13 protein-coding genes are annotated in these 11,786 nt (G+C 58.6%); 7 read left to right on the top strand and 6 right to left on the bottom strand.

The features are described 5' to 3' along the window. Positions 1–4: 4 nt before the first annotated feature. Together ACR0FE_RS09365 and ACR0FE_RS09360 are read left to right on the top strand one after the other, a co-directional pair. Positions 5–451 carry a YtoQ family protein gene (locus tag ACR0FE_RS09365; RefSeq protein WP_170614332.1) on the top strand — a complete coding sequence of 149 codons (447 nt, stop codon included), beginning with the start codon at positions 5–7 and terminating at the stop codon, positions 449–451. A gap of 463 nt (positions 452–914) precedes the next feature. After that, positions 915–1,721, top strand: coding sequence for a mechanosensitive ion channel family protein (locus tag ACR0FE_RS09360; RefSeq protein ID WP_480912584.1), 807 nt, complete (start codon positions 915–917; stop codon positions 1,719–1,721). A 191-nt stretch (positions 1,722–1,912) separates the two neighbouring features. Here ACR0FE_RS09360 and ald read toward each other — a convergent pair whose 3' ends face one another. Next, positions 1,913–3,031: an alanine dehydrogenase gene (ald, locus tag ACR0FE_RS09355; protein ID WP_170614334.1), complete on the bottom strand. Its 1,119-nt coding sequence runs from the start codon at positions 3,029–3,031 to the stop codon at positions 1,913–1,915. Positions 3,032–3,168: 137 nt separating this feature from the next. On the opposite strand from ald, the gene ACR0FE_RS09350 reads away from it, so the two are divergent. Next, a complete protein-coding gene (locus ACR0FE_RS09350; protein WP_170614335.1) occupies positions 3,169–3,627 on the top strand; it encodes an Lrp/AsnC family transcriptional regulator in 459 nt (152 codons plus the stop codon). A gap of 3 nt (positions 3,628–3,630) precedes the next feature. Here the strand turns inward: ACR0FE_RS09350 and ACR0FE_RS09345 are convergent, their stop codons facing one another. Further along, positions 3,631–4,470: a CPBP family intramembrane glutamic endopeptidase gene (locus ACR0FE_RS09345; RefSeq protein ID WP_480912582.1), complete on the bottom strand. Its 840-nt coding sequence runs from the start codon at positions 4,468–4,470 to the stop codon at positions 3,631–3,633. A 299-nt stretch (positions 4,471–4,769) separates the two neighbouring features. Here ACR0FE_RS09345 and ppk2 point away from each other — a divergent pair, with 299 nt between their 5' ends. Further along, positions 4,770–5,687, top strand: a complete 918-nt coding sequence (gene ppk2 / locus ACR0FE_RS09340; RefSeq protein ID WP_170614336.1) for a polyphosphate kinase 2 — start codon at positions 4,770–4,772, stop codon at positions 5,685–5,687. Positions 5,688–5,734: 47 nt separating this feature from the next. Here the strand turns inward: ppk2 and ACR0FE_RS09335 are convergent, their stop codons facing one another. Further along, the gene (locus ACR0FE_RS09335) at positions 5,735–6,796 is read right to left on the bottom strand and encodes a CAP domain-containing protein (RefSeq protein ID WP_480912580.1); all 1,062 of its coding nucleotides are present in this window, start codon (positions 6,794–6,796) and stop codon (positions 5,735–5,737) included. A 310-nt stretch (positions 6,797–7,106) separates the two neighbouring features. After that, entirely contained in the window at positions 7,107–7,313 is a 207-nt protein-coding gene (gene rpsU / locus ACR0FE_RS09330) for a 30S ribosomal protein S21 (protein WP_005614280.1), read from the bottom strand. A 111-nt stretch (positions 7,314–7,424) separates the two neighbouring features. Here rpsU and ACR0FE_RS09325 point away from each other — a divergent pair, with 111 nt between their 5' ends. Both ACR0FE_RS09325 and ACR0FE_RS09320 read left to right on the top strand, forming a co-directional pair. Beyond that, complete coding sequence (locus ACR0FE_RS09325) at positions 7,425–8,117, top strand: COQ9 family protein (RefSeq protein WP_480912578.1); 693 nt, start codon at positions 7,425–7,427, stop codon at positions 8,115–8,117. A gap of 55 nt (positions 8,118–8,172) precedes the next feature. Then, positions 8,173–9,159 (top strand): NAD(P)H-quinone oxidoreductase, encoded by a 987-nt coding sequence (locus ACR0FE_RS09320; RefSeq protein ID WP_480912576.1) that lies wholly within the window; start codon positions 8,173–8,175, stop codon positions 9,157–9,159. A gap of 37 nt (positions 9,160–9,196) precedes the next feature. Here ACR0FE_RS09320 and ACR0FE_RS09315 read toward each other — a convergent pair whose 3' ends face one another. Then, the gene (locus tag ACR0FE_RS09315; RefSeq protein ID WP_480912574.1) at positions 9,197–10,054 is read right to left on the bottom strand and encodes a DUF2189 domain-containing protein; all 858 of its coding nucleotides are present in this window, start codon (positions 10,052–10,054) and stop codon (positions 9,197–9,199) included. Between the two features lie 190 nt (positions 10,055–10,244). On the opposite strand from ACR0FE_RS09315, the gene ACR0FE_RS09310 reads away from it, so the two are divergent. Further along, on the top strand, positions 10,245–11,228 hold the full coding sequence (locus ACR0FE_RS09310; protein WP_170614341.1) for a quinone oxidoreductase family protein: 984 nt from the start codon (positions 10,245–10,247) through the stop codon (positions 11,226–11,228). A gap of 54 nt (positions 11,229–11,282) precedes the next feature. Here ACR0FE_RS09310 and ACR0FE_RS09305 read toward each other — a convergent pair whose 3' ends face one another. Beyond that, entirely contained in the window at positions 11,283–11,759 is a 477-nt protein-coding gene (locus ACR0FE_RS09305; protein WP_170679775.1) for a YHS domain-containing (seleno)protein, read from the bottom strand. Positions 11,760–11,786: the final 27 nt, after the last annotated feature.

Raw genomic sequence — 11,786 nt, 5'->3', positions numbered from 1 at the left:
AGCCATGCTGAACGTTTATCTGTCCGGGGAAATCCATACGGACTGGCGTGAACAGATCATCGAAGGTGCCAAGGGGCTGAGCATCGCGTTCAACAGCCCGGTGACGGATCATGCGGCCAGTGACGATTGCGGCGTTGTTATTCTGGGCGCCGAGCCGGACAAATACTGGCATGACCACAAGGGCGCGATGGTCAACGCAATCAGAACGCGCAAGGGGATCGCCGATGCGGATGTGGTCGTGGTTCGGTTTGGCGACAAATACAAGCAATGGAACGCTGCCTTTGATGCCGGTTATGCGGCGGCTTTGGGTAAGTCTCTGATCGTGATGCACGGGCCAGATCATCAGCACGCGTTGAAAGAGGTGGACGCTGCCGCACTGGCCGTGACCGAAACACCGGAACAGGTTGTCGGCGTCCTGCGCTATGTGTTGACCGGCGCGCTGCCGAAGTGATCTGCGGACCGAACGCAGGTCATTTTCCTCGGATTTACCGTCTGAATGCAGGCGTCCTTGCGAACGGCCCCGGTCCGGTCTGATTGCTGCCGACTGGTGCCTTCGGCGTGACGGATCGGATCCCAACCACTGGCATCACTGGGGAAAAACACGCTGCCTTTCCCATGAAAATGATCGCGCGTTTGTGAGAATGGCGCAATCATCCTATACGAAATCTCAACACTTGGGGTTTGCCCCTGCTGAAAAAACTGGTGAATCGTGCGAAGAAACGCGCGAAAAAGGCGGAAAGAACAGACCGAAGAAGCGCGGGCAGGCCAGAGCGAACCGGATAAACGTAAGGAGGCTCGCGGCGTGCTGAAAAAGTGACTGCTGCTGCATCAATTGTTTGGGATCTGCGCAGATGCATAGGTATCTGTTTTAGTAATAACGAAAACTGCGGCTTAGGGAGTGATCGGGAATGGAAATGGACCAGATTGTAGAAATGACAAACGGCTATCTGCCGGTTGCGCTAAATGCAGGCAAGGCGCTGATTGTCCTGATTTTGGGTTGGATCGCAGCGGGCGCAATCAGCGGAATGGTCCGTCGCCGGATCAACAGAACACCTCAGATCGATCCAACATTGGGCAACTTTGCCGCCAGCATCATCAAATGGGTCATTCTCGCGATGGTTGTCGTCGCCGTACTCGGGATTTTCGGGATCCAGGCGACCAGTATCGTGGCCATTCTGGGTGCCGCATCGCTGGCTATCGGCCTGGCCCTGCAGGGAACGCTGAGCGATCTGGCGGCAGGTGTCATGCTGGTCGTGTTCCGCCCCTACAAGCTGGGCCAGTATGTCGATATCGGCGGGACGGCGGGGACCGTAAAAGACCTCAATCTGTTCACGACGGAACTGGTGACGCCGGACAACGTGCAGATCATCGTTCCGAATGGCCAGTCCTGGGGATCGATCATCACCAACTACTCGGCACATGATACGCGCCGCGTCGACCTGGTGTTTGGCATTGACTATGGCGACAGCGCAGATGAGGCGATGAATATTATTCTGGATGTGGCCAAGGCGGATGAACGTATTCACAGCGATCCGGAGCCATGGGTGCGTGTGACCAACCTGGGTGACAGCTCGGTCGATCTGACGGCACGCCTGTGGTGTGCGGCGGCGGATTACTGGGACGTCAGGTTCGAACTCACCAAGACGATCAAGGAAGCCTTTGACGCCAAAGGCGTATCGATCCCCTATCCGCATTCAGTGGAGATTCAGAAACAGGGCTGATGGCTCCCGCCCGTCGGGCGGGCATTGGAAATGCCCTTCTCCTGTTGGGCCCGGCGCCGCGCTAAAACGCGCGGCGCTTTTTTTGCGGTTACGCGGGTGCTGGAGACGACAGCGCCGCGCCCGAAGGCGCGGCGCTATGCCTAAGGCTGTAAAGCACCCGCATCAGCGGGCGCTTTCAACGGCGGGAGGGCTTAGGATTTAACAATAACGTTGGGAGAGACGACATCGATGCCCAATGCTTTGCCGACCGCGAAATAGGTCAGCTGCCCGGCGTGAACGTTCAGACCGTTCAGCAGGTGCGGGTCATCCTGACAGGCCTGTTTCCAACCCTTGTCCGCAAGTGCCAGCATGAACGGCATGGTCGCGTTGCCCAATGCAATGGTCGAGGTACGCGCAACAGCGCCCGGCATGTTGGCCACGCAATAGTGCATGATGCCATCGACCTCGTAGATCGGTTCCGCATGGGTGGTGGCTTTCGAGGTTTCAAAGCAGCCGCCCTGGTCGATGGCCACGTCCACCAGCACCGCACCCGGCTTCATTGTGGACAATTGCGCGCGCGAGACCAGCTTGGGGGCTTCTGCACCGGGGATCAGAACGGCGCCGATCACCATGTCTGCAGTCTGGATCAGTTCGGCCGTTGCGCCAGCGGTCGAGTACTGGTTCTTGAACGTGCCGCCATAGACGTCGTCCAGATACCGCAGACGTGGCAGCGAACGGTCCAGAACGGTGACGTCCGCGCCCATGCCGGCTGCGATCTTGGCAGCGTGGGTACCAACAACACCACCGCCGATCACGACGACCTTTGCCGGGCCAACACCGGGAACACCGCCCATCAGAACTCCACGGCCACCATTGGCCTTTTGCAGCGTCCACGAGCCGACCTGAGGGGCCAGACGGCCAGCGACTTCGGACATCGGGGCCAGCAACGGCAGGCCGCCATTGGCGTCGGTCACGGTTTCATAGGCAATGGCGGTGCAGCCGGAGTCCAGCAGGTCGCGGGTCTGATCCGGATCGGGGGCCAGGTGAAGGTAGGTGAACAGCAGCTGGCCTTCGCGCAGCATCTTGCGCTCGACCGCCTGCGGTTCCTTGACTTTCACGATCATGTCCGCCGTCGCGAAGACCTCGGCCGCGGTGTCGACGATGCTGGCACCGGCAGCGGTATAGGCGTCATTGTCAAAGCCGGATCCCAGGCCGGCTCCGGTTTCGATGATGACCTCATGGCCGCGCGCGACAGCTTCCTGTGCGGCGTTGGGCGTCATACCGACACGGAATTCCTGAGGTTTGATTTCCTTTGGGCAACCGATTTTCATTTTGGGCTCTCCATCCATAAACTGCCTAAATTATGGGCACTCACAGCCGCAATTTCTGTGAAACTTTGCCCGGAAACTAAGTTTGTTTCGGTGGATTCTTCGATATACTGTCAGAATCTTGCAAAGGATTTGCGTGAATGAGCATAGATTCGACTGATCGAAAGATTCTGGCCGCCCTGCAGCGCAATGGCAGAATGTCGAATGCTGAGCTTTCAGAGCAGGTGAATCTGTCGCCCTCCGCCTGCCACAGACGTGTACAGCGGCTCGAGGTCGAAGGCTATATCCGCAACTACGTGGCGCTGCTGGATGCGCGCAAGATGAACGTTCCGACAACCGTGTTTGTCGAGATCACGTTACAGGGTCAGGCCGAAGAGGTTCTGGATGCGTTCGAGAAGGCAGTATCGCGGATACCGGATGTTCTGGAATGCCATCTTATGGCGGGTACTGCGGATTACATCCTGAAGGTCGTCGCGGAAAACACCGAGGACTTTGCCCGTATCCACCGGCAATACCTGTCACGTTTGCCCGGCGTGGCACAGATGCAAAGTTCCTTTGCGCTGCGGACCGTGTTCAAGACCACCGCATTGCCCGTGTGATCTTCAGGCCGGGCCGGGATAGGTGAACAGGGCCAGATGCAGGGCGTTGAAGGCGAAATGCATCACAACAGGAACCCAAATTCGTCCCGTCGCGAAATAACCCAGACCGCAGCCCAGCCCAAGCAGCGATGCGAACAGGACCAGAGGGACGCCACCGCCCGCATGGGCCACGCCAAACAGAAGGCTTGCGACCGCAATTCCGGCGGGAGGGCCGAACCGGGACACAAGGACCGTTTGCAGATAGCCGCGAAAGAAGGCCTCTTCCGCGAGGCAGGTCAGGAACAGGTTGGAAAGGGCAAAGGTCAGCCACCATTCAGGCAGGCCGACTTCCAGATGCACGGCCCCAGTCAGTAGTCCTGTTGCAAAGAGCAGCGGCAAAGTTACGACACCAAGCGCAAGGGGCACCCAGCGTACCGGAGATTTTCGGCTCAACATCGCAGGGCAAGCAAGCACGACCGCGAAGAACACCAGCGGTTTGTCCAGATTCAGGTGCATTGAGAACAGCGCGCTGTCTGGACCCGCGCGAACCTGATCCAGGACCAGAAGATTACGAAATCCGGGCAGCAGATGTGCGCCAAGTGCGATGCACCAGACAATCAACGCCAGATGCCCGATCAGGACCCACCGGCCCTGAAGTCGATGCAGAATCCAGGCCCCTATCAAGCCCGACACGGCAAGTCCGGTTGCCAGCGGCGCCAGAAGCCCGGTCAGCAGCGCGGCGACCGCGAAAACCGAAAGCAACGCAAGACCCAGCCGCAGGTGCCCGGCCAAGGTGCTTACCTGAGCGGTTATCAGGATCGTCCATGGCCAGATCACGGGCAACAGAGAAACAAAGTGGTCCACAAAAGCCTCATGCATTCGATGTCGGCATTGTTGCCGCCTGATTGCGGGAAATGGCAATATCGCTCTGGCCTGTTGGTTTCAACCTGTTGGCATTGCGTCAATTCTAACGCTTGTATCCCCGGCACCATGGGTCCACATTCAGGACAAAGACCGCACAACGGCCCCGTTTTCGTGGTCTGCACCTGTCAGGTCAGCGCCACTTGCCCGGGGATTTGGCGATTCCACCGCATTTTCGGTGACATCCGGCAGTTACACTTGCCCGGTACGGTCCAGACCCGACGAACGATAAGGAGCAGACCTTGACCTACGAAAACAACAGTACCCCCAAAGATTGGCTTGAGGCGGAACTGGAAGACACGCTGGACGAAGATTTCGAAATCGAGTTCAGCGAACCAATGCTTTCGATGGAGGTCCGCAAGATCTACAAGGACCAGCATCCCGACATGCTGGACCGCAAGGTTTATTTTCAGAACCTGCTGCGGCTGCAGGCCGAGCTGATCAAGGTGCAGGATTGGGTGGTTCACACCGGCGCCAAGGTCTGCATTCTGTTCGAAGGCCGTGACAGCGCCGGCAAAGGGGGGGTGATCAAACGCATAACTCAACGCCTGAACCCGCGCGTCGCCCGAGTTGTGGCCTTGCCCGCGCCCAGCCGCCGGGAGCAGAGCCAATGGTATTTTCAGCGATACGTTCCGCATCTGCCTGCGGCGGGCGAAATCGTGTTCTTCGACCGCTCGTGGTACAACCGGGCCGGTGTCGAACGCGTCATGGGCTTCGCCAATGAAAACCAGGTCGAGCAGTTCTTTCAGGACGTTCCCGAATTTGAACGGATGCTGGTGCGGTCGGGGATCATTCTTCTAAAATATTGGTTCTCGATCACCGATGAAGAACAGCAACTGCGATTCCTCATGCGGATTCACGACCCGATGAAACAGTGGAAACTGTCACCCATGGATCTGGAATCCCGCATCCGCTGGGAGGCGTACACCAAGGCCAAGGAGGACATGTTCTTCCGCACCAATATCCCCGAGGCACCTTGGTACATTGTGGAAGGCAATGACAAAAAGCGCGAACGTCTGAACTGTATCGAGCACCTTTTGACCAAAATCCCCTACGAGGACGTGCCGCAGGACAAGGTCAATCTGCCCGACCGCCGATATAATCCCGAATACGAACGGCGCATCCTGCCGGATGAGCTTTACGTTCCAAAGATCTATTGATGAAGTTGTGCGAGGCTGGTTGTCCAGCCTCGCACCGGAACGCCGGATCAGGCGGCGTCCATCATGCAGTCCACGTTGAAGATATTGAACATCACGAAGTCGCAACCATCGTCGGCGACTGTGCCGGTATCAGCAGGGTCTTCCATCTGTTCGCTGTCTTCGCCCGTCACAAGATCGAAGTCATCCATGTCACCGGTTTCGTCGCCTGCGGTTTCGATGCCATCCCAATCAAACTGATCGAACTGGGCCTGCAGGTTTTCCAGGAATGAAGCGATCTCATCCAGAAAGGCCTGTACGTCAAAACAATCGGACTCCGGTTCGCCTGAATCGATCACTTCGGTATCTGGCGTTTCGGTTTCCGGATTTTCCGTCTCGCTATCATCCGCGTCAGTTGTTTCGGTCTCCGGTTCTTCGGTCTCGGTTTCGTCCGTGTCCGTTGTTTCAGTCCCCGGCTCTTCCGTTTCGGTATCTTCGGTGTCGGTTGTTTCGGTCTCCGGATTTTCCGTTTCCGTCACCTCTGTGTCGGTCGTTTCGCCATCCGGCTCCTCGGGCTCAGTTACATCTGTTCCCGTCGTCTCGGTATCTGTTTCCTCCGGGGCGGGTGTTTCCTCGACCGGTGTGACCGGCGTGGCGGGTGCCGAGGGTTCTCCGGTGTCCGGCAGAACAGCGGCATCGGTTGCGGCAAAGTTCTGGGTGACCATGACCGCGTCAAATCCCTGCATGTCCCCGGTTTCAATGCCAATACCGATATACTCGAATTCAGGGTTCAGGATATTGGCGCGGTGGCCCGGGCTGTTCATCAGACCCTGATGTAGCTGGGCAACATCGTCGCTGATGCTGGGGGCGCCCCGTTCGGATTGCCAGGCGATGTTTTCGCCGGTGCGCCAACTGCCTTCCAGGTCGAACCCGGCATTTTCCATCCGCTGAGTCGCGCTCGATCCGCCTGATCCGGTGTGGCTGAAGGTATCCGTGTTCAGCATCCAGCTGCTGTGGTTTTCCGACGAGTCGTTCAACTGGGTTTCAAGTTTCAGCTGGTTCAGCCCGCGGGATGTGCGCTCCTGATTGATCAGCGCCAGCATTTCGCGTTCGAACGTGTTTGCAGTCGACATTTTTGCCTCCGTTTATGGTTGAGTCCTTGCGGACAACGCCACTTAGAGGTGCAAGGCGCGACAGCGATAGAGACTGTCGAAAGATCGGTGGTTTACGGCGACGTAGCGCTTTCCGGACAAGATTCGCTGCGCTGCAAAATGCCGGGCAAAATGCTGCTGATGGGAAAATGGCAGCTTGCCGCGCGGTCTGTCCCACGGGTCGGCGGAATGTAACCGGCAAACGGGCGATGCCCCCTGAAAACGACAAACCCCCGGGCAGGGCCTCGGGGGTCGTCAAATAGTGTCATCCAAAGCTGGACGAGCAAGGTGCTTAGAGCAAACCTTCGCGCTGTGCTTTCTTACGTGCCAGTTTACGGGCACGGCGGATCGCTTCAGCTTTCTCGCGCGCTTTTTTCTCGGACGGTTTCTCGAAATGTTGCTTCAGCTTCATTTCACGGAACACGCCTTCGCGCTGCAGCTTTTTCTTCAGGGCCCGAAGCGCCTGATCGACGTTATTGTCGCGAACACTAACCTGCATGTGGTTGTCACCACCTTTCTAGATAGAGTTGCAAGGAAATTGCAGGAGTTGGCCGTATAGCAAAGCCGTTATATCTTGTCTAGTACTGGCTCTGAGAACCGGAGAACCGCTATGACCACCACTTATGAAGATGCAAAGCAACAGCTTTTGGACGCGATGCTGACCCACGTTCCGTTTGACGGCTGGTCCGAGGTGGGCTTTCGCGCGGCTGTTGCGGACTGTGACATGGATGAAGGTCTGGCACGTGCGATCTGTCCGCGTGGCGCGGTCGATCTGGCGCTGGCTTTCCACGCACGCGGCGATGCAGTCATGGTCGAACGTCTGAAATCCGAAGATCTGGGTGATCTGAAATTCCGCGATCGGGTCGCTGCCGCTGTGCGCTTTCGGTTGCAGGCCGTCGAGGATAAAGAGTTGGTCCGCAAGGGTATGACCCTTTTTGCGCTGCCCATTCATGCGGCAGACGGGGCCAAGGCCCTGTGGCAGACCTGCGACCTGATCTGGGATACGCTTGGCGACACTTCCGATGATGTGAACTGGTACACCAAACGCGCCACCCTGTCGGGGGTGTATTCTTCGACCCTGCTGTTCTGGCTGGGTGATGAGTCCCCCGCGCATCAGAAGACGTGGGAGTTTCTGGACCGGCGCATCGACAATGTCATGCAGTTCGAGAAGCTCAAGGCACAGGTGAACAACAATCCACTGTTCAAGCCGTTCCTTGCGGTTCCGAACTGGCTGGCCGGGCAGGTGAAGCCGCCGATGAAAATGCGGACCGATCTGCCCGGGATGCTGAATCCGCGCGAGTAAGCGTCTGGGCCTTCCAGAAATTGCCTGCTAGGCATTGGGCAAAGGAGATTTGCCCATGACCCAGACGATGCGCGCCGTAGAAATATCCGAGCCTGGCGGCCCGGATGTTCTGCGATTGACCGAACGCCCGATTCCGAAACCGGCCAATGGTCAGGTAATCCTGAAGGTCGCCTATGCCGGGGTGAACCGCCCCGACGCGCTGCAGCGCGCAGGTGCATATGATCCCCCTCCGGGCGCCAGTGATCTGCCGGGCCTGGAAGCTTCCGGCGAAGTGGTTTCCATCGGATCAGGGGTTGAAGGGCTGTCACTCGGCGATCAGGTCTGCGCGCTTCTGCCAGGCGGTGGTTACGCCGAATATGTCGCCACGCCCGCCGCCCATTGTCTGCCTGTGCCAAATGGTATGGGCATGAAAGAAGCCGCATGCCTGCCCGAAACCTTCTTCACCGTCTGGTCCAACGTCTTCATGCGCGGCGGGCTGAAAGCAGGTGAGCGGTTTTTGGTCCATGGCGGATCCAGCGGAATTGGCACAACGGCGATCCAGCTGGCCAATGCCTTTGGCGCACGGGTCTTTGCAACAGCCGGATCTGCCGAGAAATGCGAAGCCTGTGTCCGGCTGGGAGCAGAAAAGGCGATCAACTACCGGGACGAAGATTTCGTGGCGGCGATGCGGGTCGAAGGCGGGGCGAATCTGATCCTCGATATGGTGGGCGGCGATTACATCCCGCGCAACGTCAAGGCGTTGGCCGAGGATGGACGTCTGGTGCAGATCGCGTTCCTGCAGGGTCCGAAGGTCGAGTTGAACTTTGCCATGATGATGGTGAAACGCCTGACCCTGACCGGAAGCACCCTGCGCCCGCAAAGCGATCTGGCCAAGGCAAAGATCGCGCAGGACTTGCGCGAGGCGGTCTGGCCGCTTCTGGATGCCGGAAAGATCTCACCTGTGATGGACAGCGAGTTTGCCTTGGCCGAAGCGGCGGCAGCGCATGCGCGCATGGAAAGCTCGGGCCATATCGGCAAGATCGTTCTGAACGTCGCAGGCTAAGGGAACAGCGCGCGGGGGTGCCCCGCGCGCGACCGCGTCAGGCGATGGCCCGACGATACAGGTGCCAGGTCGAATGGCCAAGAACGGGCATCACCACGATCAGGCCCAGCAGCATCGGGATGGCCCCCAGAATAAGAAGGGCCGCGACGATGAAGCCCCAGGTCAACACCACACCCGGGTTTTGGCGCGTCACGCGGAAGGATGTTACCACAGCCACCGGCAGCCCGACCTGATTGTCCAGGAGAAGCGGAAAGCTGACAACACTGATCGCCAGGGCGACAAGCGCAAACAGGAAACCGACGGCGGTTCCGACAACGATCATGGTCCAGCCTGCGCCGGTTGTGAACACCTGCGTTGCAAACACACTCAGAGAGGCGGGCGGTTCCGGCCCCAGCGTCTGTGCATAGATAGCTTGTGCGGCCATCAGCCAGATCAGCAGCAACATGACCAGGTAGAAGCCAAGCGCCAATATGGCACCGAAGGACGGCGACCGGAAAACACCGAACGCGTCCAGCCATTGAACCACTTCGCCCTGTTCGCGCTTGCGGCTGATTTCGTACAGACCCACGGCTGCGACCGGGCCGATCAGGGCAAAGCCCGCGATCAGGGGCGCCAGCAGTGGCACCATGTTCATGTTCAGCCCGAAGCCGACCATCAGAAGCCCGGCAATCGGGTAGATCAGCACCACGAAGATCGCGTCGGCGCGCGTTTCCAGAAAGTCCTGATATCCGGCTTTCAGGCAGGAACGCAGGTCCTGAAGTGTCAGCGTTTGAACCACCGGCAGGTGCTTGGTGTCGGCGCTTCCGATCCGCGATACGCTTTCCGATATATGATCGCCGGACGCACTGATGTTTCTGGCGGCCCAGCTGATTGGATTACCGATTGTTTTTGCCATACTCATCCCCTCCCCTAACGAGGTTGCGTCTCGGATCATGTCCGGCGCAGGGGGTCGTGGCCGGATCAGCCGACAACGTGTGAAATCACTATAGCACAGTATCTTCTTTTGCGCCGCCATAATTCTGAGACAGGTCAATTGCCCTGTGCCTCAGTCATGTTAGCTTGGTTACAGGCGCAAGGAGGTGAGCATGCAGCAAACAGCACGTACCGTGGTCATTCATGAAACCGGCGGCCCCGAGGTTCTGCGAATCGAAGACAGGCCCGTGGGCGATCCCGGTCCGGGAGAGATTCGCATTCGGCATCACGCCTGTGGGTTGAATTTCATCGATGTCTATCAGCGGACCGGCCTTTATCCGCTGGAACTTCCGCACGCCCTTGGCATGGAGGCCGCAGGGGTCGTTGAGGCCGTCGGCGAGGGTGTGAGCCACCTTCAACCCGGTCAGCGTGCCGCCTACGCCGCGGCTCCCCCAGGTGCCTATTGCGAGGCACGCGTAATGCCGGCGGCGCAGGTCTGCCCGCTGCCCGATAGCATTCCGTTCGATGCCGCCGCTGCTATGATGCTGAAAGGGATGACGGTCGAATATCTGTTTCACCGGACGACGCCCCTGAAACGCGGCGACACGGTGTTGTTTCACGCCGCTGCCGGCGGGGTGGGACTGATCGCGTGCCAGTGGGCCAAGTCCGAGGGCATCACCCTGATCGGCACGGCGGGCACGGATGAAAAATGCCAGTTGGCCAGGTTCAACGGGGCCGCCGAATGCATCAATTACCGGACCGAAAATTTTGCCGAACGCGTGGCCGAGATCACCCACGGCAAGGGGGTGGACGCGGTCATGGATTCAATCGGCGCGGATACGTTCGAAGGTTCTCTGGATTGCCTGAAACCATTGGGCATGATGATCTCGTTCGGCAATGCGTCCGGACCGGTGCCGCCGGTGGATATCGGCATACTCGGCCGCAAAGGCTCGCTGAAGATCACCCGCCCGACCTTGTTCACCCACATCGCGGATCATTCGGTATGCCAGGCCATGGCCCGGCGTCTGTTCGGCAAGGTCGAAGGCCGGGAAGTCAGGCTGCACATCGATCAGCGCTTTGCCCTGTCACAAGTCGCCGATGCGCATCGGGCGCTGGAGGCGCGCCAGACGACCGGCAGCACGGTTCTTGAACCCTGAACGCAAATGGCGGCGGAAATCTCCGCCGCCGTTTGTTCTGAAAGGATCAGAAAATTACTGCTGCTGCAATTCAGCAGGGGTTTTATGAGCGATGGTTTCCCAGTTCGCGTCCGCTTTTTCGTTGAAGCCCGGGATGTCGCCTTCCCAGCGTTCCTGGATGTCCGCCGACAGGTTCAGGTACAGCTTGTTGTCAACGATTTTCCAGTAGTTCGGATCACCGTCGAACTTGAAGCCCATGGCCGTGCCGAAGGCGCAGTAGCCGCCATATGCCGGCAGGTAAGCCTCTGGGTTCTCTTCGAATGCGGCTTTGTTTTCTTCCGAGGAGAAGCGGTACAGCGCTTCGTTGTGCAGTGCGGTGATGCGGTAGTCGCCTTTGGTCGCTTCACCTGCGGTGAAATAGGCCACCGGGTCGTAGCCCTGCAGGGCGAGGCCGGTCGAACTTGCGTTCAGTTCAACACCCGCCGCCATGGCCGAGCTTGCAATTGCAACAGACAGCGCGACGCCGCCGATAAGGGATTTGATCTTGTTCATTGCTTCACCTTTCGTGAACCGGGTCAC

The sequence above is a fragment of the Ruegeria sp. K7 genome, assembly GCF_056531785.1.
The sequence above is the reverse complement of the archived record's forward strand: the minus strand, read 5'-3'. Positions and strand labels throughout refer to the sequence as shown.